The organism is Acinetobacter sp. YH01003 (assembly GCF_013420525.1).
Lineage (GTDB): Bacteria > Pseudomonadota > Gammaproteobacteria > Pseudomonadales > Moraxellaceae > Acinetobacter > Acinetobacter towneri.
Window position 1 is genome coordinate 26770 of record NZ_VOXY01000006.1, and the last position, 24916, is coordinate 51685.

At 39.8% G+C, this 24916-nt stretch carries 23 protein-coding genes; 12 read left to right on the top strand and 11 right to left on the bottom strand.

Annotated elements, in window-relative coordinates; translation table 11 throughout:
• Positions 1-153: 153 nt before the first annotated feature.
• Entirely contained in the window at positions 154-603 is a 450-nt protein-coding gene (locus tag FTT70_RS07255; protein ID WP_004974971.1) for a bacteriohemerythrin, read from the top strand.
• Between the two features lie 50 nt (positions 604-653).
• Here FTT70_RS07255 and holA read toward each other — a convergent pair whose 3' ends face one another.
• The 4 genes from holA to FTT70_RS07275 form a co-directional block, all read right to left on the bottom strand.
• Positions 654-1652: a DNA polymerase III subunit delta gene (gene holA / locus FTT70_RS07260; protein WP_131261819.1), complete on the bottom strand. Its 999-nt coding sequence runs from the start codon at positions 1650-1652 to the stop codon at positions 654-656.
• A gap of 21 nt (positions 1653-1673) precedes the next feature.
• Positions 1674-2204 carry an LPS assembly lipoprotein LptE gene (gene lptE / locus FTT70_RS07265; RefSeq protein ID WP_004974973.1) on the bottom strand — a complete coding sequence of 177 codons (531 nt, stop codon included), beginning with the start codon at positions 2202-2204 and terminating at the stop codon, positions 1674-1676.
• Between the two features lie 195 nt (positions 2205-2399).
• Positions 2400-5021, bottom strand: a complete 2622-nt coding sequence (gene leuS / locus FTT70_RS07270; RefSeq protein WP_131261820.1) for a leucine--tRNA ligase — start codon at positions 5019-5021, stop codon at positions 2400-2402.
• 130 nt (positions 5022-5151) lie between these two features.
• Positions 5152-5475, bottom strand: a complete 324-nt coding sequence (locus tag FTT70_RS07275; protein WP_373685743.1) for a DUF4124 domain-containing protein — start codon at positions 5473-5475, stop codon at positions 5152-5154.
• Positions 5476-6236: 761 nt separating this feature from the next.
• Between FTT70_RS07275 and FTT70_RS07280 the strand changes: the two genes are divergently transcribed.
• From FTT70_RS07280 to ilvC, 3 genes are all read left to right on the top strand, one after another.
• A complete protein-coding gene (locus FTT70_RS07280; RefSeq protein ID WP_096902629.1) occupies positions 6237-7964 on the top strand; it encodes an acetolactate synthase 3 large subunit in 1728 nt (575 codons plus the stop codon).
• Positions 7961-8452, top strand: coding sequence for an acetolactate synthase small subunit (gene ilvN / locus FTT70_RS07285; protein ID WP_004974986.1), 492 nt, complete (start codon positions 7961-7963; stop codon positions 8450-8452). Before FTT70_RS07280 ends, ilvN begins: the two co-directional genes overlap by 4 nt.
• 127 nt (positions 8453-8579) lie before the next feature.
• Entirely contained in the window at positions 8580-9596 is a 1017-nt protein-coding gene (ilvC, locus tag FTT70_RS07290) for a ketol-acid reductoisomerase (protein ID WP_004974988.1), read from the top strand.
• A gap of 256 nt (positions 9597-9852) precedes the next feature.
• Here ilvC and FTT70_RS07295 read toward each other — a convergent pair whose 3' ends face one another.
• A complete protein-coding gene (locus FTT70_RS07295; protein ID WP_180168453.1) occupies positions 9853-11022 on the bottom strand; it encodes a nucleotide sugar dehydrogenase in 1170 nt (389 codons plus the stop codon).
• 177 nt (positions 11023-11199) lie between these two features.
• Between FTT70_RS07295 and FTT70_RS07300 the strand changes: the two genes are divergently transcribed.
• From FTT70_RS07300 to rfbC, 8 genes are all read left to right on the top strand, one after another.
• The gene (locus FTT70_RS07300; protein WP_180168454.1) at positions 11200-12090 is read left to right on the top strand and encodes a mitochondrial fission ELM1 family protein; all 891 of its coding nucleotides are present in this window, start codon (positions 11200-11202) and stop codon (positions 12088-12090) included.
• Positions 12091-12103: 13 nt separating this feature from the next.
• Positions 12104-12913 (top strand): polysaccharide deacetylase family protein, encoded by an 810-nt coding sequence (locus FTT70_RS07305; protein WP_179993903.1) that lies wholly within the window; start codon positions 12104-12106, stop codon positions 12911-12913.
• A 3-nt stretch (positions 12914-12916) separates the two neighbouring features.
• A complete protein-coding gene (locus tag FTT70_RS07310; protein WP_179993904.1) occupies positions 12917-13906 on the top strand; it encodes a glycosyltransferase in 990 nt (329 codons plus the stop codon).
• On the top strand, positions 13896-14921 hold the full coding sequence (locus tag FTT70_RS07315) for an ELM1/GtrOC1 family putative glycosyltransferase (RefSeq protein WP_096901153.1): 1026 nt from the start codon (positions 13896-13898) through the stop codon (positions 14919-14921). The genes FTT70_RS07310 and FTT70_RS07315 overlap by 11 nt, the downstream gene beginning before the upstream one ends.
• 90 nt (positions 14922-15011) lie before the next feature.
• Positions 15012-16079 carry a dTDP-glucose 4,6-dehydratase gene (gene rfbB, locus FTT70_RS07320; protein WP_096901154.1) on the top strand — a complete coding sequence of 356 codons (1068 nt, stop codon included), beginning with the start codon at positions 15012-15014 and terminating at the stop codon, positions 16077-16079.
• A gap of 2 nt (positions 16080-16081) precedes the next feature.
• Positions 16082-16975 carry a dTDP-4-dehydrorhamnose reductase gene (gene rfbD / locus FTT70_RS07325; RefSeq protein ID WP_096901155.1) on the top strand — a complete coding sequence of 298 codons (894 nt, stop codon included), beginning with the start codon at positions 16082-16084 and terminating at the stop codon, positions 16973-16975.
• Positions 16972-17856, top strand: coding sequence for a glucose-1-phosphate thymidylyltransferase RfbA (gene rfbA / locus FTT70_RS07330; protein WP_179993906.1), 885 nt, complete (start codon positions 16972-16974; stop codon positions 17854-17856). Before rfbD ends, rfbA begins: the two co-directional genes overlap by 4 nt.
• On the top strand, positions 17853-18401 hold the full coding sequence (rfbC, locus tag FTT70_RS07335; RefSeq protein ID WP_180168455.1) for a dTDP-4-dehydrorhamnose 3,5-epimerase: 549 nt from the start codon (positions 17853-17855) through the stop codon (positions 18399-18401). The genes rfbA and rfbC overlap by 4 nt, the downstream gene beginning before the upstream one ends.
• A gap of 24 nt (positions 18402-18425) precedes the next feature.
• Here the strand turns inward: rfbC and FTT70_RS07340 are convergent, their stop codons facing one another.
• The 6 genes from FTT70_RS07340 to FTT70_RS07365 form a co-directional block, all read right to left on the bottom strand.
• Positions 18426-19445: a glycosyltransferase gene (locus tag FTT70_RS07340; RefSeq protein WP_096901544.1), complete on the bottom strand. Its 1020-nt coding sequence runs from the start codon at positions 19443-19445 to the stop codon at positions 18426-18428.
• A gap of 22 nt (positions 19446-19467) precedes the next feature.
• Complete coding sequence (locus tag FTT70_RS07345; RefSeq protein ID WP_096901543.1) at positions 19468-20421, bottom strand: glycosyltransferase; 954 nt, start codon at positions 20419-20421, stop codon at positions 19468-19470.
• 204 nt (positions 20422-20625) lie between these two features.
• Complete coding sequence (locus FTT70_RS07350; protein ID WP_179993908.1) at positions 20626-21504, bottom strand: lysophospholipid acyltransferase family protein; 879 nt, start codon at positions 21502-21504, stop codon at positions 20626-20628.
• 185 nt (positions 21505-21689) lie between these two features.
• Complete coding sequence (locus tag FTT70_RS07355; protein WP_096901541.1) at positions 21690-21911, bottom strand: hypothetical protein; 222 nt, start codon at positions 21909-21911, stop codon at positions 21690-21692.
• Between the two features lie 120 nt (positions 21912-22031).
• The gene (gene aspS / locus FTT70_RS07360; protein ID WP_180168456.1) at positions 22032-23810 is read right to left on the bottom strand and encodes an aspartate--tRNA ligase; all 1779 of its coding nucleotides are present in this window, start codon (positions 23808-23810) and stop codon (positions 22032-22034) included.
• Positions 23811-24019: 209 nt separating this feature from the next.
• The gene (locus tag FTT70_RS07365) at positions 24020-24769 is read right to left on the bottom strand and encodes a DUF4184 family protein (RefSeq protein ID WP_131260777.1); all 750 of its coding nucleotides are present in this window, start codon (positions 24767-24769) and stop codon (positions 24020-24022) included.
• Positions 24770-24916 lie beyond the last annotated feature (147 nt).

Sequence of the window (24916 nt, forward strand, 5' to 3'; positions counted from 1 at the left end):
CTTAAAAAACCTTATTTTCTATATGGATTTAAAAATTAAAAGCGGCTAGTATCAAATTCCATAAAATAATTATGGATTTAATCATTAGGATAATACGGCATCGGGACGATGCAATAAAACACGACTTTAAGCAAAAAATCTGAGGGGTAAATCATGGAATGGAGTGAGAAATTTAATATTGGAATTGATGTGATTGACAATCAACATCGACAAATTCTGGACTATATTAATGCGCTGGAAAAAATACGAGCGACAGGTGCGCGGGAGCAAATCAAAGAAGTCTTGGATGACTTGATTGACTATACGCAATCGCATTTTAGCTTTGAAGAAAACTTGTTGTCACAGGTCAATTATCAATACTTACCATCGCATCGCGGTATTCACGAACTCTTTGTGAAGCGTTTGAATGATTGCCGTCAACGTTTTGCCAATGGCGAATCGGTAGAACATGACTTGTATCGTTTATTGTCTAAATGGTTGATTAACCATATTCAGCATGATGATCAGGATTATGTCGATGCGGTACGCGACAATATGCTGCATTATTTGCGTTCACAGGAACAGAAAAAAGGCAAAAGTTGGTTTGCACGTTTCTTTAGCTAATCCTCTGAAAAGCAGATGATTTTAAAAATTATTTGATGAAGTCTGCTTAATTAAGCCGAGTGAGAAGCAAACAGCGTTTTACCACAGAGTTCTGTAATGGCTTGTAGCACCAAATGTTCAGGGTTTTCCTTGGACATCCCTTTGATGGCGGCATCAATACGCAATAATAGGGCGGGCCATTGCAAGAAACTATTTGGATTTAAACGTCGCAAAGCTTGCTGATAAACACTGACTTTGTTTTTCCAAATACCCAGTTGCAAAGCATTTTGTGGTTGTTCAAATAATTGCATCAGTAAGCGCATTTCTTTGCTGATGCTCCACAAAATTAAACTCATGGCTTCACCCGAAGCCATGAGGTATTGAAAAATTTTCATAGCTTGCGCTAGATTTCCCGTCAGTAAAGCATCATTTAAATCATAAGTGCTATAACGAGATTGATCTTGTAAACAGGCATGTAAATGTTCAATCTGAATCTGCTGAATTTCAGGAAAGGTGTCACTGACCCGCATCAAGCTGTTTTTGGCAGCCAAAAGGTTGTGTTCATGGTGTTGTTCCAACCATTGCCACGCATCATGTCCCAATTGGATGCCAAGCTTTTCTGCTTCCAAACCTAAAATCTGCTGCCGATCTTTAGGATAATTCGCCGTGAGTGCAACATTGACCCCATTGGCATCAATCAACTGAAAAAAACTGGATTTCAGACTATTGTTGTCTTGTTTCGGCATTACCACCAACAGCAAGTTTTGTTCATTGTGTTGAATATAACTTTTCAGTTGTTTTAGTGTGCTGGCATCAGGCTTGATATTGCCGTGTACTTCAACCGCCAATTGACTCGAAAACAGTGACAGACTGTTTAAGGCATTGAATACATTTTTCCAATCGCTAACGCTATTTAAATCATAACGCTGACGTTCAATATCCTGTTTTTGCCAACTGGCACGAAAAGCATCCAACAAGTTTTGTTCGAGTAAGGGTTCTTGACCATGCAAAATCCATGCGCCGCGTGCTTCATCGACACGTTTGAGGGCTTGTAGATAGTCAAGTTTCATAAAAAAATCGCACTCGAAAACTTATTTAGGGTTTGAATACACAGGTGGATTGACCAAAGGTAAACGATTAGATGAAATTTGACGCACAATTTGCTGTGCTACATCATCAATAATGACTTCTTTTAAGAATTTTTGTTCCTGATCATCGGTATTCACAGTTGCGACATCGTATTGATAACTGCGCGTTGCCATGACGGTACGAGGTTCGGTGATCGGGTTGCCTTGCGCATCTTCAATACGGAAAGTCACACTCAAACGTAATAAGGTTTCTACCAGTTTGCCATTCAATTCCAAGCGACGTGGCGTATAGTCAAGTACACGCAGTACATAGGCATTAGGGTCATTGCTGAGTTGTACGCCCGCTGTACCCATGTGAATGGAAAGTTTTTCTTCTAATTCTTCAGCATTGCTCGGTAAAGCCAGACTCATTTTTGAATAAGCCACAGGTGCAATGCTTGGATTGGTGCCTTTAAGATGAAAACCACAGCCGACTAAGCCAGCACTGAGTCCACAAGTTAAAACAATGACTGCTAGACGTTGGCTAAAGTGCATGTGCTGTCCTCTGTAATATTCTTGAAAGTTTAAAAGCGGAAGTTGAGAATATTTTGATTGTAGGTGCAAAGCCCATTGACTGACAACGGGCTTTGTTTGGAAATTGTTTTAATTCCTTTTTTGTAGGAGGGTTTAGGGGGATTGTTTTATAAAATCCCTCCAAACCTCCATTTAAAAAGGGAGGCTTAAAAGCACTTAAACCACCAAATTCACTAACTTATTCGGTACCACAATTTCTTTCTTGGTTGGCCCAGTCAAGAATGGTTGTACTTCAGGTAAGGCTTTGGCAAGTGCAAGAATGTCTTCTTTAGATGCATCTACTGCTACATCAAGCTTGCCACGTAATTTACCATTTACCTGCACCACAATCGTTTGAGTATTGCGGGTTAATGCAGACTCATCGACCACAGGGAATAGGGTGGAGGTTAATTCAATTCCGAACTCTGCCAACAAGGTTTGGCTCAAGTGTGGTGCAAATGGCGCAAGCAAGGTCAATAACGTCACAATTGCTTCGCGTTCAACCGCAAGGTCTTGTTCATTCTGTGCTTCAAACTTGTTGCAAGCATTCAAGAGTTCCATCAATGCTGCAATTGCAGTGTTGAACGCATGACGACGTTCAATATCATCGCCCACTTTTTGAATGGTTTCATGGGTTTTGCGACGTAAGTCTTGTGCTGCTGTAGCAAGTTTGCTGCTGTCTATTGCAGTTGCATTGCTGCCTTTTTCAAGGAAACCTGCCGCCAAACGCCAAACACGTTTTAAGAAGCGGTTCGCACCTTCAACACCTGCATCTGACCATTCTAAAGACTGATCAGGTGGTGCAGCGAACATCATAAACACACGTGCAGTATCTGCGCCGTATTGGTCAATAATGGCTTGCGGGTCGATACCGTTATTTTTCGATTTCGACATTTTTTCCTGACCGCCAACAATCACAGCTTGACCATCGCCCATGTATTTTGCAGAAAGAACACGACCTTTTTCGTCTTTTTCAAGCTCAATATCGGCAGGGTTGAACCAAGTTTTCTTGCCGCTTTCTGCTTCGCGATAGAAGGTGTCAGCCAAGACCATACCTTGGGTCAGTAAGTTGGTAAATGGTTCATTGCCTTGTACCACGCCTTCATCACGCATAAGTTTGTGGAAGAAACGTGCGTACAACAAGTGCAAGATGGCGTGTTCTACACCACCAATATATTGATTGACTGGCAACCAAGTTTGTGCAGCTTCAGGCTTGACCATGCCACCTGTAAAGTCTGGAGATGCGTAACGTGCGTAATACCAAGATGACTCTACAAAAGTATCTAAGGTATCGGTTTCACGACGTGCTTCGCCACCACAGCATGGGCAAGTGGTTTGATAGAATTCAGGCATTTTATTTAACGGGTTGCCTGAGCCATCTGGCACAACATCGGTAGGTAAAATGACAGGAAGTTGATCTTCTGGAACTGGAACTTGTCCACATTTTTCACAGTTGATCATTGGAATTGGGCAACCCCAGTAACGTTGGCGTGAAACACCCCAGTCACGTAAACGGAATTGTACTTTTACGTTGGCTAAACCTTGTGGCTCTAATTTCGCTAAAAGTGCATCAAAAGCCGCTTGGAAATCTAAACCATCAAATTCGCCTGAATTGACCAGTTTACCTTCTTTAGAACCGTACCATTCTTGCCATTGGGTTGTGTCAAAGTCCGCATCGTCTGCACCTTTGGCATCAATCACCTGAATAATTGGCAATTGGAATTTATTGGCAAACTCAAAATCACGCTCATCGTGCGAAGGTACAGCCATCACCGCACCAGAACCGTAAGACATCAACACATAGTTGGCAATCCACACTGGCAATTCTTTACCCGTTACTGGATGCTTCACAAACAAGCCAGTCGCCATACCTTTTTTTTCGGCAGTGGCAAGGTCAGCTTCTGCCACAGAACCCATGCGGCATTCTTCAATAAAGGCTTTTAATTGTGCATTATTTTCTGCTGCTTTTAACGCCATTGGATGTTCTGCAGCAACAGCCACATAAGTTGCACCCATTAACGTGTCAGCACGCGTTGTAAATACAGTCAGACCATCTGCATAAATTTCAGGATTTGCCGATGGGAATGTGATTTCCATCCCTTGCGAACGCCCAATCCAGTTGCGCTGCATGGTCAAGACTTGCTGTGGCCAACCATCTTTTAAAGTTTCTAAATCGTCTAATAATTCTTGGGCATAATCGGTAATGCGGAAGTAGTACATTGGAATATCGCGTTTTTCTACCAATGCACCTGAACGCCAACCACGACCATTTTCGACCTGTTCATTGGCCAAAACTGTTTGATCGACAGGATCCCAGTTGACTGTCGAGAGTTTGCGATAAATTAACCCTTTTTTATACAGTTGCACGAATAACCATTGTTCCCAGTGATAATACTCTGGGGTACAGGTGGCAAATTCACGATCCCAATCTACCGCCAAACCCAATTTTTTCAATTGGTCACGCATGTAGGCGATATTTTCAAAGGTCCATTTAGCAGGTGCAACCTGATGGGCAATGGCCGCGTTTTCAGCAGGTAAGCCAAACGCATCCCAACCCATAGGTTGTAATACGGTTTCGCCTTTTAAACGGTGGAAACGACTAATCACATCACCAATGGTGTAGTTACGCACGTGACCCATGTGCAGTTTGCCGCTTGGGTAAGGGAACATCGAGAGGATATAACGATGTGGACCTTCGACAGTGTCGGCAACTTTAAAGGCTTTGCGAGATTCCCAGTCATTCTGGACTTGAGGTTCAATCGCACTGGCTTGATATTCAGGGTCAATGTGAGTAGTCATAAGGTTAAATCAGGAATAAACGGTTAAAAAAGTGTGTTGCACAGCATAGCGCAAAATGCGGTAAAAAGTGAATTTTGCGCGCTGGATTGTGCAGGAAAATTTAAGTAGCCAATATTTTGCAGGCTAAAAATTAGAAAATGGCTGGATTGGCTCGTTCTTGTTGTGCCTTATTCAAAGCATCATTGGCTTCACGTTGCTGCTGATCCATTACGGGTGTGGGAGTAGTATTGTTGTTAACATTTGCAGGCGTTGTGCCATTTGCAGTTGCTGTCGTGGCATTTGTAGTTTGATTTGGAATGTTCGGCGCAGAATTTCTCCAGCCGTAGGTATCGACCTTTCCTTGTTTTTTTGCAGTTTTAGGTGGAGGTGTGGTGGTGTAATGCGTCGAACCTTTTGCATCGACCCATTTATAGTATTGTTTTGCAGATACCGCACTGGTGCCTAAAATTAACATCAAGCTTGCAGAAAGACAACTCAAGCGGATCATTGGCGTTTTCATGTTTGGAAGTCCTGAGCAAAAAAGAGTAATGGCAGAAAACCAATTACAAAAATCATGTTGGCTAAATTTTAGCAATAATTCCCCGTGAAGCTAGGGTTTGTTGACAATTTTTCGATGATTTTTATCTGCAATAGTGCCTATTTAAAATTGGAGCATTAGCTTGCCTATTTGCGAGTTAAAATAAGCTGAAATGCGTTGGCGAATCATAACCAAGTGATTTATATATTTTTTAATTCATTCTTTATTTTTATGTATGTGATATGAAAAAATTATAAAAAATTCAGCAAATATCTGAAATTATTTGTTTTATATGGAAATATTAGACTTTGGATTAAATTGTGATGGATGACACAAAGCGCAAAAAATACCCAGTTTATAAATAAAGCAGAAAAAGCCGATTTTTAAACTTGACTTTAGTCGGGTAAACTACAAAAATGCACACTTTAGTTTTATGTGCCTTAGATCGATCACCCTTCGAATAAGTGTCATGTCATGCAATGGGCAACTTCTCTAGCCGAGAAGCTGAACAAAGCTTATAAAATGTGTTTACCCCAACACGTTTTAGATCTCATATTGCTTATACGGTAATCAGATCAGAAATTTTTCCTATTGCCATGAAAACTATGAAATATGTGTGCTATAACAGTGCAGGAATTAATGAACAAAACACTGCAGGTGTCTCCCATTTTGCAGTGACAAGACTAGGGTGAATCACGTTGGAACTTTTATCTGGTGGTGAAATGCTCGTTCGCGCATTGGCGGACGAAGGCGTTGAGCATGTTTTTGGATACCCAGGCGGCGCAGTACTTCATATTTACGATGCGTTCTTTCAACAAGACAAAATTAATCATTATCTTGTGCGCCATGAGCAAGCTGCTGGTCATATGGCAGATGCCTACTCGCGCGTAACAGGTAAAACCGGTGTGGTACTGGTGACTTCAGGTCCTGGTGCAACCAACACGGTAACTCCAATTGCAACGGCTTATATGGACTCAATCCCAATGGTGATTTTGTCTGGTCAGGTTGCAACACACTTAATTGGTGAAGATGCCTTCCAAGAAACCGATATGGTGGGTATTTCACGTCCGATTGTAAAACACAGTTTCCAAGTGCGTCATGCAAGCGAAATTCCTTCAGTGATTAAGAAGGCATTCTATATTGCATCTTCAGGTCGTCCTGGTCCTGTGGTGGTTGATATTCCTAAGGATGCAACCAACCCAGCAGAAAAATTTGCTTACGAATACCCAGAAAAAGTGAAGATGCGTTCGTATCAACCACCGCATCGTGGTCACTCAGGTCAAATTCGCAAAGCAATTGATGAGCTATTAAATGCCAAACGTCCTGTGATTTATTCAGGCGGTGGTGTTGTACAAGGCAATGCTTCTGAGCAATTGACTGAACTTGCACACATCTTGGGCTTCCCTGTAACCAATACATTAATGGGCTTGGGCGCGTTCCCGGGTAATGATCCACAATTTATTGGTATGTTGGGCATGCATGGTACGTATGAAGCCAACATGACCATGCACAATGCCGATGTGATTTTGTGTATTGGTGCACGTTTTGATGACCGTGTAACCAATAACCCTGCAAAATTCTGTCCAAATGCCAAAGTCATTCATATTGACATTGACCCTGCGACAATTTCAAAAACCATCATGGCACACATTCCAATTGTAGGTGCGGTTGAACCTGTACTTCAGGAAATGTTGGTTCAATTGAAGCAATTAAATGTGTCCAAGCCAAACCCTGAAGCGATTGCTGCATGGTGGAATCAGATCAATGAATGGCGTAAAGTTCATGGTTTGAAATATGACAAACCAACCGATGGCACGATGAAGCCGCAACAAGTAGTTGAAGCTTTAGACAAAGTGACCAATGGTGATGCGATCATTACTTCTGACGTAGGTCAGCACCAAATGTTTGGCGCGAACTACTATAAGTACAAGCGTCCACGTCAATGGTTGAACTCTGGTGGTCTAGGTACTATGGGTGTAGGTTTACCGTATGCTATGGCGGCTAAACTGGCTTATCCAGATCAACAGGTTGTATGTATTACAGGTGAAGCATCTATTCAGATGTGTATCCAAGAGCTTTCTACCTGTAAGCAATATGGTTTAAACGTTAAGATCTTATGCTTGAATAACCAAGCTTTAGGTATGGTTAAACAATGGCAAGATATGAATTATGAAGGTCGTCACTCAAGTTCTTATGTTGACTCATTGCCTGACTTCCCTAAATTGATGGAAGCTTATGGTCACGTTGGTATTCAAATTAACCATGCCGATGAGCTTGAGTCTAAGCTTGCAGAAGCGATGGCGATTAATGACAAATGCGTATTCATTAACGTAATGGTTGACCGTACAGAGCACGTTTATCCGATGCAAATTGCGGGTCAATCCATGAAAGATATGTGGTTAGGTAAAGGGGAGCGCACAGAATGAGACACATTATTTCCGTTCTCGTTGAAAACGAATCAGGTGCGCTTTCTCGTTTAGTGGGTTTATTCTCTCAACGTGGTTATAACATTGAGACTTTAAACGTTGCGCCAACCGAAGACCCAACACTTTCACGTTTAACGCTTACAACTTATGGTGATGATCATAAAATTGAGCAAATCACCAAACAACTGAATAAATTGGTTGAAGTGGTTAAAGTGGTCGACCTGTCAGAAGGCCCGCATATTGAACGCGAATTGATGCTGATTAAAGTCAAAGCATCGGGTGCTGCACGTGCTGAAATTAAACGTACTGCAGACATCTTCCGTGGTCAAATTGTGGATGTCACACCAACGACTTATACGGTGCAGCTTGCGGGTACAACTGAAAAACTAGATGGTTTTATTGACGCGATTGCTGAAAACACCATTTTAGAAGTTGTGCGTTCAGGTGTGTCAGGTATCGCACGCGGCGAAAAAGTTTTAACCATTTAACTAAATTTCATAGTTAATTTTACTCATCGAATTCATTCCATCTCAAAGGATGGAGAGCTTACTGAAGTACTGAATAGACAAGTACTTGAGTAAGATAGGAATCCTAAGCATTTTAGCGGAGACAGCAATGCAAATTTTTTACGATAAAGACTGCGACTTATCTATCATTCAATCTAAGAAAGTAGCGATCATTGGTTACGGTTCACAAGGTCACGCGCACGCGCTTAACCTTAAAGATTCTGGCGTAGACGTAACTGTAGGTTTACGTGCTGGTTCTGCTTCTTGGAAAAAAGCTGAAAATTCGGGTCTTAAAGTTTCTGAAGTTCCTGCTGCTGTTGCTCAAGCTGACTTAGTTATGATTTTGACTCCAGATGAGTTCCAATCACAACTTTATCGTGACGTGATTGAGCCAAACATCAAGCAAGGCGCAACTTTAGCATTTGCTCACGGCTTCTCTGTACTTTATAACCAAGTTGTTCCACGTGCAGACTTAGATGTAATCATGGTTGCACCTAAAGCACCTGGTCACACTGTACGTTCTGAATTCCAACGTGGTTCAGGTGTTCCTGATCTTATCGCGATTCATCAAGATGCTTCTGGTAATGCACGTAACGTTGCACTTTCTTACGCTTCAGGTGTAGGTGGTGGTCGTACAGGTATCATCGAAACTTCTTTCCGTGAAGAAACTGAAACTGACTTATTTGGTGAGCAAGCAGTTCTTTGTGGTGGTGCTGTTGAATTGGTTAAAATGGGCTTCGAAACTCTTGTTGAAGCTGGTTATGCACCAGAAATGGCTTACTTCGAATGCTTACACGAGCTTAAATTGATCGTTGACTTGATGTTCGAAGGCGGTATCGCTGACATGAACTATTCAGTATCTAACAACGCTGAATATGGCGAGTATGTAACTGGTACTGAAGTGATTAACGAACAATCACGTGAAGCAATGCGCAATGCACTTAAACGTATTCAATCTGGTGAATATGCGAAAATGTTCATCCAAGAAGGTGCGTTGAACTACCCATCAATGACTGCTCGTCGTCGTCAAAACGCGGCTCACGGTATTGAAGTAACGGGTAACAAGTTACGTGCGATGATGCCTTGGATTCAAGCGAACAAGATCGTAGACAAAGAAAAGAACTAAGGTTGCGTTACGTGCCTTAAAAAATGGGAAAGCAGTGCTTTCCCATTTTTTTCGTACCTTGGTTTCAAGCAAATAAAATCGTAGACAAAGATAAAAACTAAGTTTTAGTTTAATCTTAAAAAAAAACCTTATTTGATATAAGATTTTTTTGCGTATGAAGTAAATATTGCTGCGTGCTTTGCGCTTCATTTAAAGCAGTGATTTGAATTCCTTGTGCTTCATTCACAGTAGGGTTTTGGGTCCTTGTGCATTAATTCTAATCATCCATCCCAAATACGTCGCGCGTATAGACCTTGTTATGCACATCATGAAGCAGTGAACATTTACGGTTACAGACAATTAAATCGGCACGTTGTTTAAACTCGGCTAAATCGTGAATCACTTTGGAATTCAAAAACTTTTTTTGATCTAATTCAGGTTCATAAATAATCACTTGTATGCCATAGGCTTTGAGATATTGCATCACGCCTTGTATAGCCGAGGCGCGGAAATTATCTGAACCACTTTTCATGGTCAGTCGATAAATTCCAACCACTTTGGGTTGTTGTTTACGAATCGATTCTGCAATAAATTCTTGACGGGTTTGATTGGCATCCACCACGGCTTTAATCAAGTTGCTCGGAACTTGAGCATAGTTTGCCAGTAATTGTTTGGTGTCTTTGGGCAAGCAATATCCGCCATAACCGAAGGATGGATTGTTGTAAAACTGACCAATTCGTGAGTCTAAACAGGCACCATCAATAATTTGCCGTGTGTCTAGGTTGTAGATTTGAGCATAGGTATCTAACTCATTGAAATAAGCCACACGCATCGCCAGAAAAGTATTGGCGAATAGCTTAATCGCTTCGGCTTCGGTAGCGTCGGTAAACAGCACCGGACAGTCTTTTTTGATTGCACCTTCTAACAGCATATTCGCAAAAAGTTTGGCACGTTCTGATTTTTCACCCACAATAATCCTCGAAGGATAAAGGTTGTCATGTAGCGCTTTACCTTCGCGCAAAAATTCAGGTGAAAAAATAATATTTTCGGTGTGATATTTTTGTTTGATGTGTTGGGTAAAACCTACAGGTACAGTGGATTTAATCACCATGGTTGCTAAGGGGTTAATAGACAATACATCTTGAATGACTGCTTCAACGCTTTGTGTATTGAAGTAATTGGTTTCTGGGTCGTAGTCGGTAGGCGTGGCAATAATCACAAAATCAGCATGTTGATAGGCATCGACTTTGCAATGTGTGGCTTGAAAATTTAATTCAGGTTTTGTTAAAAACTCAGAAATTTCTTGGTCGCGAATGGGCGAGATGCGTTGATTGAGTAATTTAATTTTTTCTGCTTGTAGATCATAAGCCACAACTTGATGATGTTGAGCAAAAATCATGGCATTAGATAAACCGACGTAACCTGTGCCTGCAATTGCGATTTTCATATTCAATCAAATTTCTTATTATTTATATGTGTTTAATGTGGTGAAAAAATATTCAAACCCTGTGACAGTTCAATGAAGTTTATATTTCGAGTCATTGAGGATATGTAGCTTTGCTTACTTTAAATGCTTTGATCTAGTAAAATGATGCTATTCGTGCTTTAGATCTGGTGGGTGAATATGCATATTTTATATGTGAGCGATGGTAAGGCAGGTCATCGCTCTCAAGCATTGGGTCTTTTTAAGGCAATGCAGAAGCAAACACATATTGAGCTCACTCTTGAAGAAATTTCGATTGATCAGTTAGCACTGTTGAGTTTGTTGACTGCATATAAAAAACAAAAACTTGCAGCAGTATCGCAGCCACCAGATTATATTTTTGGGGTAGGCAGTCATACCCAATTACGTGTTTTTTTGATGGGCAAGGTTTTTCCGCAAGCGAAAACCGTGATTTTAATGAAGCCAAATTATCCATTGTCTTGGTTTGATTATGTGGTTATTCCTGAACATGATGGTGTTGCTGAACAAGGTAATGTGATTGTTACACAAGGTGCGCTGAATCCAATTGAAAATGAGCAGCGACACATAGCAAACCGTATTTTGATTGCGTTAGGTGGTTCATCTAAACGGCATATTTGGAATGCAGATAAGGTGATGTCTGCGATTCAGCAGATTGTGCAGCAGAACATGCAGTGTGACATTATTTTGACGAGTTCTAGGCGTACACCTGCTGATTTTTTACCTGCAGTGGCTCAGCAAAGTTTTGCTTCACAACTGCAAATTTTTCCAGTTGAAGAAACGCCGCAGGGCTGGATTTTTGAAGAGATGCAAAAAGCGGAAGCTGTATGGGTGACTGAAGATAGTGTGTCTATGATATATGAGGCACTCACCGCAGGTTGTAAAGTCGGGCTTATTCAGATAGATCGAGCGAAAGAGGATCGTATCACGCGTTCGGTACAGCATTTGATTGATCAGAAACTTGTATCGAATGCTAGACAAATTGCTGAATTATATTCTACTACTGCTTTTAAAGAAGCTGAGCGTGTGGCAACATATCTTTTAATCAAGTAGCTGTGATTTAACCGTGATTTATATTCTGATTGTTTTATTTATCTTGTTGTTCGCATTCAGTTATAAGTACGCATGGTGGAAGCCAGCAGTAGATTGGGATAGACCACGAATTTTAATGTATCACATGGTACGTGAGCATATAGATGGTGCAAAGTTTAATAAATTACGAGTTAAGCCTACTGAGTTTGAAAAGCAAATAGCATGGTTAAAAGCAGAAGGTTTTAACTTTGTAACTATGCAGGAATTACAAGACCATTGGGGGGAGCATCCTGCAAAAACTGTTGCAATCACTTTTGATGATGGTTATTTAGATAACTTGGAAAATGCTTTTGCAATTTTAGAAAAATACCAAGCCAAAGCGACGATTTATGTAGTGGTAGACCGACATGATCGAGATTGGTCAACATATAAGAAAGCGCACCATAACAGTGGTGAGTTGGCGCGTGAACCAAAGCTGAGTGATGAGCAAGTCTGGTTTTTAGCAAATTCTGGTTTGGTGGAAATAGGTTCTCATACACTAACACATGCCAATTTGGATAAGCTGAATGATGAAGAATGTTTACATGAGCTGGTTGATTCGAAAATTCAGCTAGAGCATTTAACACAAAAATCTGTAAATAGTTTTGCTTATCCTTTCGGCATTTATTCTGAGGGCGATGTGCGTTTAGCTAAGCAGGCAGGATATAGCAATGCAGTAACAACACAAGAAGGTATAGATGAAAAAATGCCTGATTTTATGCAGTTACAGAGGATTAAAGTCAGCGGAAAAGATTCATTATTTGCTTTTAAATTGCGAATGAAATTGGGGAAGCGGGAAGGTTAGGTGATGAAAGTAACATTGGTCATGGCAGGTGATGAAGAAGGAGGGTTAGAAAAACATGTTGTTGAATTGGCTAACTGTCTAATGAAACATCACCAAGTCACAGTTGTTGCACATGAAAAGTACCGTAGTCGATTAAAAACAGAATTTATCGCAATTGATCTGTCGAAGAGCAGAAGAAATATTATTGTTCTGTTTCAAGTTTATAGAGCATTGAAAGCACTTCAATCTGATATTGTACATGTACATGGAAATAAAGCTGCTGCAATGGTGGGTAGTATTTTAAAATTTCTACCGACTAAAAGTGTTGCCACTTTACATAGCCGTAAAAAAAATACCAAAATGTTTAAGGGTTTTGATGCGGTGATTGCAGTGAGTCCCAATGCCGCAGAAACTTTAGAACATCCTAATAAGTACATTATTCTAAATGGAATTGAACCGCCTGAGCTTAATTCCGATATTAATAAAATAACTCCACCTGTCGTTTTGGCTGTAGGAAGATTAGTGCCCGTTAAGGGTTTTGATCTTTTAATTCAAGCATGGCAAGACATACCAAATGCACAGCTTTGGATTGTAGGAGAAGGTTTTGAAAAGCAAAAGTTGGCAACACTTATTAATGAGCTTGCTCTGGAAAAGAGTATAAAGTTACTGGGTTTTCGTAATGATATTACTGATTTGATGCAGCAAGCTTCTCTTTATGTGATGTCATCTCATTATGAAGGATGTCCATATACCATGATAGAGGCTTTGCTTTGTAAAACACCTATGGTATCAACAGCTGTAGGGGCAATGGCTCAAATTTTACCTAAGCAATATCTCTGTGCTGAAAATGATGCAAATGCATTGCATCATCTGATCGCATATGCTTTAGAAAATTTAAAGCAAGTAGAGCGGGATTTCATTCCAGTATTTGCTGATGCAGAAAAAAACCTAGTTTTAGATGGAATGGTCAATAATATTGAAATGGTCTATCGTGAGGTGTTAGATGGAAAATAGTCACCTGATGATTTTAGCTTTAACGGATGGTAAAGCAGGACATGAAACACAAACTAAAGGGATAGTCACCTTACTGAATAACGGCAACCAATATGAAGTGCAGTGGCTTAAGATATACAAAGTCAGTAAATTAACTAAGCATATACTCAAAGCTTTTTTGGCTATTGTAAGCCCGAAATGGGCATTAGGTTTTTATTTGGATACTGTTCAATTACAAGCTTTTCAGTCAGATAATATTCTCCTGGTTTCAGCTGGTGGGGAGACACTTCTGCCAAATGCCTTGCTTAAAAAGTATTTTCAGCAGCAGGGGAAAGCTACCAAGAATGTGATTGCAACCTCATTAAGAGGGATTCCAGCTTGTTATTTTGATGCTGTATTTACTATTGATGATAAATACAAAAATCAAAAACCTTTTATTTATTACCCAATTGCACCAAATAAACAACTTACTTTTCAATTGGAACATAGAGTTCAGCAAGCAAAGCAAAATCTGGATTGTATGGAACAGAAAGTACTGATTATTTTAATTGGTGCAGATACTAAAACATCCAAAATTGGGACTTCTTATGAATGGATTGAGTGGATTAAGTACCTGGCGCGGAACTATCCAAATTGGAAAATTCTGATCAGTACATCCAGGCGTACACCCGAAGATTTTGAGAAGGATCTACAGCAGGCCTTCACTAGAAATCCACAGATAGCTTTAACACTAGTCAATCATGGTCAGCAATGTGATATTGCTGATTATATTTATGCAGCGGACTTAATCATTTGTTCACCTGAATCAACCTCGATGATCAGTGAGGCGTTGGTGAGTGAAAAGAAAGTGTTGATTCCTGTATTCAAATCCAGTGTATTTGATAAGGAACTTGAAAATTATCTAGCTAAGTTTGAGCAAGAGCGATGGCTTAGTAAGGTTTATATAGATAAAATGGCAGACCTAATTGGAGTTGTTGAGAAGATTACACCACAGAAACATAGAATGAATTTGCTCGATCAATTCAAAAATATTTAACTCTCACCATAGAAGTTAACTATTTATGTCGATGTTCTAAAAATTCTTCTTTGATATGATTTGTGTGCTCTAGATTTTTTTGGGGGGAAAATGAGATTTTTAATTACAGGTGGTGCAGGCTTTATTGGATCTGCAGTGATTCGCCATATTATTCAGAATACAGAACATGAAGTCTTAAATGTTGATAAACTAACCTATGCCGGTAATCTAGAATCGTTAAGTTCCATTTCTAATTACTCTCGTTATCAATTCTCCCAAACCGATATTTGTAATCGTGCCGCACTAGATCAATTATTTACAGATTTCCAACCTGATGCAGTGATGCACTTGGCTGCAGAATCCCACGTAGACCGTTCGATTTCTGGGCCTTATGCTTTTATTGAAACCAATATCATCGGCACTTATCAAATGTTGGAAGCAAGCCGCGCTTACTGGTTAGGCTTAAATGAAAAAAAGAAGGCTACATTCCGTTTTCACCATATTTCAACAGATGAGGTCTATGGTGATTTAGAAGGAACAACGGATTTATTTACAGAAAAAACCCCTTATTCTCCTAGTTCACCTTATTCAGCAAGTAAAGCGAGTTCAGACCATCTGGTTCGTGCTTGGAATCGGACCTATGGATTACCGATTTTAGTGACCAACTGTTCCAATAACTATGGTCCTTACCATTTTCCAGAAAAACTCATTCCATTAATGATCTTAAATGCTTTGCAAGGAAAAGCACTTCCAGTCTATGGTAATGGCCAGCAAATTCGTGACTGGTTATTTGTGGAAGATCATGCCCGTGCACTTTATACTGTCGTGACTCAGGGGCAAGTAGGTGAAACCTATAACATTGGTGGTCACAATGAAAAAGCCAATATTGATGTAGTTCTTACCATTTGTTCTTTACTCGAAGAACTGGCTCCTAATAAACCACAAGGTGTTGAACGTTATCGAGACTTAATTACGTATGTAAAAGACCGCCCAGGCCATGATGTACGTTATGCGATTGATGCTTCAAAAATTGAACATGAATTGGGTTGGACACCGAAAGAATCATTTGAAACGGGATTACGTAAAACGGTTGAATGGTACTTAAACAATAATGAATGGGTTGAACACGTTCAAAGTGGTGAATATCAATCCTGGTTAAATAAGCAATACCAAGGATAAGCATGAAGATTTTATTGCTTGGAAAAAATGGTCAGGTTGGGTGGGAACTACAACGTGCTCTAGCTCCTTTGGGTGATGTTATTGCATTAGACCGGCATGGTCTAGCGGGACTGTCTGGTGATATGACCCAGCCACGGGCGATTTATAACACGATCATGACGGTAAAACCTGATGTGGTCGTGAATGCTGCTGCCTATACAGCCGTGGATTTAGCTGAAACAGAGCAGGATCAAGCCGATTTAGTGAATCATCAAACGGTAAAAGCTGCAGCTGAAGCGTGCCAACAAGTCAATGCACTGTTTGTGCATTACTCGACAGACTATGTTTTTGATGGCTTAGGTCAGACTTCATTTCTTGAAACGGATCGCATTGCACCCTTAAATGTTTATGGTCAAACCAAAGTGCAAGGTGAGCAGGCAATTATTGCAAGTGGTTGTGATTACCTAATTTTCAGAACCTCATGGGTCTATGCTGCTCGAGGAAAAAATTTCTTGAAAACTATGCTGAATTTGGCTCAGCAGCGAGAAGAACTCTCTATCATTGATGATCAAGTGGGTGCCCCTACCTCGGCTGAGTTGATTGCGGATATTACGGCACAGGCCATTCCACAAACAGCGGCTGACAGCATGAAAACAGGGGTTTATCACCTTGTAGCAAGTGGTGAAACTTCATGGTTTGGGTATGCCAATTATGTTTTTGAGCAGGCACGAGTCTTTGGATTGGAATTGGCTGTACAAAAGGTCAATCCCATTCCTACCATGGCGTATCCAACTCCAGCCACACGACCACATAATTCACGATTAAACAATCAAAAGTTACAGCAAACCTTCAGATTGAATTTGCCGCATTGGCAAGAAGGTGTAAAACGAATACTAGCGGAGCTATTAAGCAAATGAGTATAAAACGTAAGGGTATTATTTTAGCAGGCGGTTCCGGTACACGCTTACATCCGATTACCAAAGGTGTGTCCAAGCAACTTCTACCAATTTACGATAAGCCAATGATTTACTATCCGCTTTCTGTATTGATGCTGGCGGGTATTCGTGAAGTTTTAATTATTTCAACACCTGAAGACCTTCCAAACTTTGAAAAATTATTGGGCGATGGTTCCCAATTTGGTATTGAATTGAGCTATAAGGTGCAACCTTCTCCTGATGGTTTGGCACAAGCATTCCTGATCGGTGAAGAATTTATTGGTCAAGACAATGTCTGTCTAATTTTGGGTGATAATATTTACTACGGTCAGCACTTCAGTGAGCAACTTGAGGCCGCGAATGCACGTGAGCATGGAGCCACAGTCTTTGGCTATCATGTTACAGATCCTGAGCGTTTTGGTGTGGTTGAATTTGACAAAACTGGTAAGGTACTCAGTATTGAAGAAAAACCTGTACAGCCAAAATCTCCTTATGCGGTTACAGGTTTATATTTCTATGACAATCGTGTCGTTGAATTTGCCAAGCAAGTTAAACCTTCAGCTCGTGGCGAACTTGAAATTACCGACATTAATAATGCTTACTTGAAAGATGGTTCACTCAATGTCGAACTACTTGGTCGTGGCTTTGCCTGGCTGGATACAGGTACGCATGAATCTTTGCTTGAAGCAGGGCAGTTTGTTTATACCATTGAAAAACGTCAATCGTTGAAAGTGGCTTGTCTTGAAGAGATTGGTTTTAACCAAGGTTGGATTAGTAAAATTCAATTACTAGACAGTGCTAGTGCTTTAAAGAAAACAGAATACGGTCAATATCTGTATAAAATTGCGGATGAAGCACAATGAAAATTGAACAAACCAAAATTGAAGGCTTGCTGATTATACATCCACAAGTGTTTGGTGATGATCGTGGCTGGTTTATGGAAAGTTTTAATCATCAACGTTTTGCTCAAGCACTTGAAGAGTTAAATTTACCCGTACCAACATTTGTTCAGGATAATCACTCATTGTCGCAAAAGGGAGTGCTACGCGGTTTACACTTCCAAAAAACTCCATATGCTCAGGGCAAATTGGTTCGAGTTGTGCAAGGCCGGGTATGGGATGTGGCTGTGGATATTCGCCCTGAATCTAAAACTTATGGTGAATGGGTCGGTCTAGAACTTAGCGCTGAGAATAAAACCATGTTCTGGATTCCAGAAGGATTTGCCCATGGTTTTATTGCATTAGAGGATAATACCCAGTTCTTGTATAAAACTACCAATTACTATAATAAAGAAAGTGAAGATGCCATTATCTGGAATGATCCCACACTCGCAATTGATTGGCCTTTAAATCAGGTTGATAAAGTGTTGGTGAGTGAGAAAGATCAGCAAGCAAATCAATTCAAATAAAAAGAGGAGCAGTAGCTCCTTTTTTTATTTTGGTTTATTAAAAATAATTTTATAAGGTGCAACTAGGATGATTGAAATTAGAAATTGTATGCACAATTTTAGAATATAAAAAGGCACAACATAAAAGGGGATTGTACGTAAAGCAAGCATACTGGTTGGGATAATTCGGTCATAATATCTACGCCGTATTGCTAGAGATGCATTCTTGCGTAACTCTTTAGACAATGCCTTATTATTTTTTAAATAGATTGTATTGGCTAGAGGTTGTTTCTTTCTATACTCATTAAGAAAAGTATTCATACTTTCACGGAATAGAATGACCTGTCGACGGACCTCAAAGTGATCTTTCTTCTTTTTGGCTTGGGCAATGACACTCGTATCGTGGTAACGGAAATAATTTAAACATTCTGCTGTATAGAAAATATCACCTTGAGATATGATTTTAGCCCAAATTTGCCAATCTCCGATAAATCTTAAGCGTGGATTTGCTCCACCGACATCAAGATAGGTTTGTTTTTTAAAAACTACGGCACTCGCATTTGGAATAGTATTTCCTGTGTTTAAAAACTTTTCAAAATATTCTAAGCCGCACATCTCAAAATCATTTTCAAATAAAGTCGGGTTAAGATGATCTGTAGCATCTTTCCATGAACCTGTCACTATGCCATTTTCATTCATGCGATAAGATTGACTATAGGCTAAGACTAACTTTTTATTCTTATAAAATGGAGCAACCAGCTTCTCTAAAAAGTGTGGATCAGCAACATCATCTGATTCTGCAATCCAGATTAAATCTCCTTTTGCCAGTTCAATCCCTTTATTCCATTGAAAAAAAGTTGAGCCGGAGTTTTTTTCATTGATAATACAATGCGAAACTTTTGGGTGGTTGGAATATCTTTTTAATATTTCAGCACTGTTATCTGGAGAGAGATCATCAAGTAGAATAATTTCGAAGTCGGATAAAGTTTGATTAAGAATGCTTTTAATGCGTTCTTCTAAATATTTTTCATGGTTATAACAAGGAATAATGACGCTAACAAACACGGAATGGGTAACCTATCTAGATCTATTGTGAAATTTTTGAATCAAGTAACAATTCAACCAGAGTTTTTAACCTATTTTTATAGGTGTGGTGATAATGGACTTTATCTTTTGCTAATCTAGCATTAATTATGGTTTCTTTAAGTTTACTTTTCAATTCTTGGGGATTTGAAAAGTAAATAATTTCCTCATCAATTTTAAATACTAATTCTAAATCCTCAACATATTCACTGACTAATATACATCCACATGCAGGTGCTTCGAAGCATCGCATATTCATACCTTGCCTAATATTTTTTTTGTTAATCAGATTCAAAATATATTTATGTTTTCGGTAAAGATTTGCTACTTGCGTTAAAGGAATATTGTATGGATGAATAATACTATCTGCTTTTTTGAGTTTATCCCAACCTTTACCATAAATTGTAAGAGGAAGAGGAATTTGTTCAATCAGTTCCTGTCTGTTAGGTGACCACGCACCAATAAATAATAAGCGTTCAGCTTTCGACTCATTGCCTTCAAAAAAGATATTGGGATTATAGGCTAATGGCAAATACAGGCTATTTGTAATACCTATTTTTTTTGCATCCTCCATGAAGCTGGAATCTGTAAAGCAAAATAAATCGATAATCTCTTTAGATTTAGCTAATCTTTGATCAAAGAAGTCACCAATCCAATGCGCTTTTTTACATGGATATTTTGATAAAACCTTTATTAAAGAGGGTGAGAAGTAAAATAAATCGACAATTAAAATTAAGTCTGGTTGAAATGAATATAACTTTTTCTCTAGTAATTTCGCTGTGTATACGTCTTTGTTGGGAATAATTTTTTTTAAAAAACGTTCTAGTGTATTGTTATGATTGAGAGCAAAGCCTGAAATTACATAGTCAGCGCTTTGATCATTTGAGTCCAATATATTTTCATACCATTGGAGAATGCCATTTCGTTTGCCAATCACTAAAATCTTTAATTTTGCCATTATTATTTATCCAGATTCCTATTCAACACTATATAAACTATCCTATAAAATTACCAGTGCACCTAAAATACTCTTTAAGAAATAATAGACTAATGGGGTATTAGAGTATAAAGATATCATTCGCAAGTATAGAGTACATAAATAACCACTGAGCGACTAAAAAATCAGCATGATTCTATGGTTGTGTATGGCAATATAGCATCGCTATTTATCCAGTGCCTGAGATGTATAAAGATTTTTATTCCCTTCAACATTTCTAAACCGCTTATAAGACCAGACATATTGCTCGGGTGCGATATTAATCATGTCTTCTAAATTTTGATTCAAGCTATCCACTGAAGTTTGTAAATCTTTCGATAAAATCTGATCGGATAGTGGTGAGCAATACACATTAAAACCTGATGTTTCATCACGAATACAACTGAGGCCTACTATATTGCATTGGGTCTTACTGGCCAGTTTTGACACCAGCGTAGTAGATAAGGTCTTTTGCCCAAAAAATTCTGAATAAATACCTCCCGATGCTTTAGGAAGGTGATCCGGTAAAATGACCGTTAATCCTCCTTGCTTCAGATGTTTAAAGATGGCACGCACGCCATTTTCATCGGTGGGGACAAGCGTGGCATTCAATCGCTGGCGCGCTTCTAGCATAAAGCGATCGACCGCTTTATGCTTATTGGGCTTGTACATGATCATCGGGGCGGCATGTAAATTCAGCCATGCATTTAAAAACTCCCAGCAGCCCAAATGTGCAACCACAACTATAACGCCTTTTTTGTTGGCTAAGGCTTCTGTAAGATGCTGTTCTCCGTAAATATTTTTGATCTGATTTAAGCTGTATTCAGGTGGCATACCCCAACATTTGATTGATTCTATATACGTCATGCATTGACTTTTTAAGCTTTTTTTGAGGAGAGCCTGGTAGGCTGTTTCATCCAGTTCGGGATAAGCCAGCTTTAAATTGATGCTGGTAATTCGTTTGAGTGAGGAATTGAAGGAATACAGCAGAATTGCAATGCAGGATGCCAGAAGCTGTAAAAAAAACAACGGAAATCGGGAAATGACTTTGAGGAAAAAATACATAATGTTGTAACTCTTTGAAAACTACACTGGTTATAAGAAGAAAATTTTGCAAAGAGTTTTATTACAGCAAGGATGATGCTGCCCTTATGTCTAAATCACAGATAAGGAGTTAAACATTTTCAGAACAAAATAAAACGAGATAAAACCACTGAGGAAAGTCACCACTCAGTGGTTAAAGAAGGGAATTATTCGACTTTCTCTGCGTTGCCTTTTAAAACCATATAAATCAGCCCCACAAAAATCACAAATGCGCCGCCAATAGAACTTAAGCTAAAGTACAAAATACGGTCATTGGTGTCTAAGGCAAATAGGTTATTGGCCAGAATATAACGCATGAATAACCATTGAGCGACAGCAAATACAATTAGCATAATGCCACGATTACGAACTGCAGGACGCATAGCCATAGTAACGCTCAACTTAAAATTCAAAACGAAGCGCTATTATGCCACTAGCTAGATCATATCTCAATTCATAAAAAACCCTGCAAATTTGCAGGGTTCTTCTCACATTCTCAAAACTTATTCTTAAGATTCAGCTTTTGGTTTTTCACGTAGACGAATACCCAAATCACGCAATTGAGTCGCTTCAACTGGTGCAGGTGCTTGAGTCAATGGACATTCAGCTGTCTTGGTTTTCGGGAAGGCAATCACATCACGAATAGACGAAGCACCTGTCATCAACATCACCAAACGGTCTAAACCAAATGCCAAACCACCGTGCGGAGGTGCACCGTATTTCAACGCATTCAGTAAGAAGCTGAATTTCTCTTCGGCTTCTTCTTCTTCAATACCTAAAGCTTCAAAAATCGCTTTTTGCATTTCTAAAGTATAAATACGCAGTGAACCACCACCAATTTCAGTACCGTTCAATACCATGTCATACGCGACAGATAAAGCTTCACCAGGGTTGCTTTTCACATCTTCAACGCTTGATTTTGGTAAAGTGAATGGGTGATGCACAGAGGTCCATTTACCATCATCAGTTTCTTCAAACATTGGGAAGTCAACCACCCAAAGCGGTGCCCATTCACAAGTTGCAAGGTTTAAATCGTGACCGATTTTGACACGAAGTGCGCCCATCGCATCGTTGACCACTTTGGCTTTATCTGCACCAAAGAACACGATGTCGCCATTTTCTGCGCCTACACGTTTTAATAAATCAAGCACGATTGGCTCAATAAATTTCACGATTGGAGATTGTAAACCTTCAATGCCTTTTTCAAGTTCATTGACTTTAATATACGCCAAACCTTTTGCACCGTAGATGCCAACATATTTGGTGTATTCATCAATCGCACTACGTGGCAATGAACCCGCACCAGGCACACGAAGTGCAACAATACGACCTTTCGGATCTTTCGCTGGGCCAGCAAATACTTTGAACTCGACGTCTTGCATCAAGTCTGCAACATCTACCAATTTCAGTGGAATACGCAAGTCTGGCTTATCAGACGCATAATCTCGCATCGCTTCCGAATATGGCATACGTTGGAATTTGTCGAATTTCACGCCTAGAAGTTCATCGAACATCTTCACGGTCATGCCTTCCATCAAATCCATAATGTCATCGTCACTCATGAACGATGTTTCAATGTCGATTTGAGTAAATTCAGGCTGACGGTCTGCGCGTAAATCTTCATCACGGAAACATTTAGCGATTTGGTAGTAACGGTCAATACCGCCCACCATCAACAATTGTTTAAATAATTGTGGAGATTGTGGCAGGGCATAGAAGCTACCGTTAGATACACGGCTTGGTACTAAATAGTCACGCGCACCTTCAGGCGTTGCACGTGTTAAAATTGGTGTTTCAACATCCAAGAAACCATGATCGTCTAAATAGTTACGAATTAGGTTGGTGACTTTAGAACGGAAACGTAAGCGATCTAACATTTCTGGACGACGGATGTCCAAGAAACGGTATTTCAAACGAATTTCTTCTGAAATGTTGGTATTTTCATCGTTCAATGGGAACGGAGGCGTTTCAGATGCTGCAAGAACTTCAATTTCCTTGCCTAAAACTTCAATTTGTCCACTGACCATATTAGCATTTTCTGTGCCTGCATAGCGACGACGTACACGACCTGTGATTTTTAATACAAATTCTGAACGTGCTTTGTCTGCAGTTGCAAATGCTTCTGGAGTGTCTGGGTCAATTACGACTTGCACAAGACCATCGCGGTCACGCATGTCTAGGAAAATTACACCACCGTGGTCACGACGACGGTGTACCCAACCACACAGGGTCACGGTTTGATCAATTTGAGCTTCGGTTAAAGAACCGCAATAATGAGTTCGCATCATAGCGTTAAAAATCCAACTATATGGGTTAAGGAAGCGAATACGTAAACAGCGCACCGCCTTTAGCAAAGGTAGGATTATGCCTCTTTGGGCATGTGGCTACAAGAACCTGCTGCAAAAACAGTGGGTTTTTACAAGGAATGTGTCTGAAATAGGATAATGCAGCAAGATTCAGGATAAAGTGATGAGCTTTGACTTTATTTTATCTACCCTTACCGATCCAAAAACAAAAATAACAGACAACCTAAACTGAACATGAGTAATGCCCCTTGGCTAAACTCATTGATGGCACGTCCCATAAAGTAATACAGTTCGGCTTGCCAGGTCGCATCGGGGATATAACGCGCATAATCCCAAAGTGAAAACCCACCACATACAATCGACAAGAGAATGAGAGCGATGGCATAAACGCGAATTTTAGTGCTTACAGAACTGACCTGCCGATGCTTGCGATAATAATGCAGGCTCATCCATAACAAAAAAGGCAACGCCAAAATAGAACTGCCAATTTGTAGTACGCGATGCATCGGATAAATACCTGTGCCTAATTGTACCGATTGCGCTAAAAAATCCTGAAAGGCAAAACTACGAAAGTCGTGATGGGTTAAACCATCCCAAATTAAATGGGTGGCATTGCCAATCAGTAAGGCGAGAATCAAGCCACCTACAAACCCAAGTACAGATTTTATCGTGTTTAGATTTAACGGGTGATGGATTCCCACAAAGCGATACAATGCAGGGCGATAGAGTAAATACCACAGTGCACAAAAGACAAGACCCAATAATAAATTCGGATACAGCAATGCCGACCATAAATGTGGAGTGGGATCGTGACGCAAAGTAAACAGGCGGTGTAAATCTGGCAACATCGTGCCTATAGCGAGTGCAGCGATGGGCAGACGTTGTCCTGAAAGCTTGGCGAGTGGTGGGGCAAGTACCGCATGTGAGAGCGTAAAGGGCATACCAATTCAAAGTAAAGAATATAAAAAATCAAAATAAATTGTGCTGAATAGCTTAATTGAGAATACAGAATAACAATGTTTTTTATTGCAATGTTAATGAAATGTTATATTATAACATTAATTATTTTGCTAATTTGAGCATGGGTC

Bases quoted from the DNA above. Each gene is read 5' to 3' on its own strand.
- FTT70_RS07255 (WP_004974971.1), top strand. From the start codon at position 154: ATGGAATGGAGTGAGAAATTTAATATTGGAATTGATGTGATTGACAAT.
- holA (WP_131261819.1), bottom strand. From the start codon at position 1,652: ATGAAACTTGACTATCTACAAGCCCTCAAACGTGTCGATGAAGCACGC.
- lptE (WP_004974973.1), bottom strand. From the start codon at position 2,204: ATGCACTTTAGCCAACGTCTAGCAGTCATTGTTTTAACTTGTGGACTC.
- leuS (WP_131261820.1), bottom strand. From the start codon at position 5,021: ATGACTACTCACATTGACCCTGAATATCAAGCCAGTGCGATTGAACCT.
- FTT70_RS07275 (WP_373685743.1), bottom strand. From the start codon at position 5,475: ATGTTAATTTTAGGCACCAGTGCGGTATCTGCAAAACAATACTATAAA.
- ilvN (WP_004974986.1), top strand. From the start codon at position 7,961: ATGAGACACATTATTTCCGTTCTCGTTGAAAACGAATCAGGTGCGCTT.
- ilvC (WP_004974988.1), top strand. From the start codon at position 8,580: ATGCAAATTTTTTACGATAAAGACTGCGACTTATCTATCATTCAATCT.
- FTT70_RS07295 (WP_180168453.1), bottom strand. From the start codon at position 11,022: ATGAAAATCGCAATTGCAGGCACAGGTTACGTCGGTTTATCTAATGCC.
- FTT70_RS07300 (WP_180168454.1), top strand. From the start codon at position 11,200: ATGCATATTTTATATGTGAGCGATGGTAAGGCAGGTCATCGCTCTCAA.
- FTT70_RS07310 (WP_179993904.1), top strand. From the start codon at position 12,917: ATGAAAGTAACATTGGTCATGGCAGGTGATGAAGAAGGAGGGTTAGAA.
- FTT70_RS07315 (WP_096901153.1), top strand. From the start codon at position 13,896: ATGGAAAATAGTCACCTGATGATTTTAGCTTTAACGGATGGTAAAGCA.
- rfbB (WP_096901154.1), top strand. From the start codon at position 15,012: ATGAGATTTTTAATTACAGGTGGTGCAGGCTTTATTGGATCTGCAGTG.
- rfbD (WP_096901155.1), top strand. From the start codon at position 16,082: ATGAAGATTTTATTGCTTGGAAAAAATGGTCAGGTTGGGTGGGAACTA.
- rfbA (WP_179993906.1), top strand. From the start codon at position 16,972: ATGAGTATAAAACGTAAGGGTATTATTTTAGCAGGCGGTTCCGGTACA.
- rfbC (WP_180168455.1), top strand. From the start codon at position 17,853: ATGAAAATTGAACAAACCAAAATTGAAGGCTTGCTGATTATACATCCA.
- FTT70_RS07345 (WP_096901543.1), bottom strand. From the start codon at position 20,421: ATGGCAAAATTAAAGATTTTAGTGATTGGCAAACGAAATGGCATTCTC.
- FTT70_RS07350 (WP_179993908.1), bottom strand. From the start codon at position 21,504: ATGTATTTTTTCCTCAAAGTCATTTCCCGATTTCCGTTGTTTTTTTTA.
- FTT70_RS07355 (WP_096901541.1), bottom strand. From the start codon at position 21,911: ATGGCTATGCGTCCTGCAGTTCGTAATCGTGGCATTATGCTAATTGTA.
- aspS (WP_180168456.1), bottom strand. From the start codon at position 23,810: ATGATGCGAACTCATTATTGCGGTTCTTTAACCGAAGCTCAAATTGAT.
- FTT70_RS07365 (WP_131260777.1), bottom strand. From the start codon at position 24,769: ATGCCCTTTACGCTCTCACATGCGGTACTTGCCCCACCACTCGCCAAG.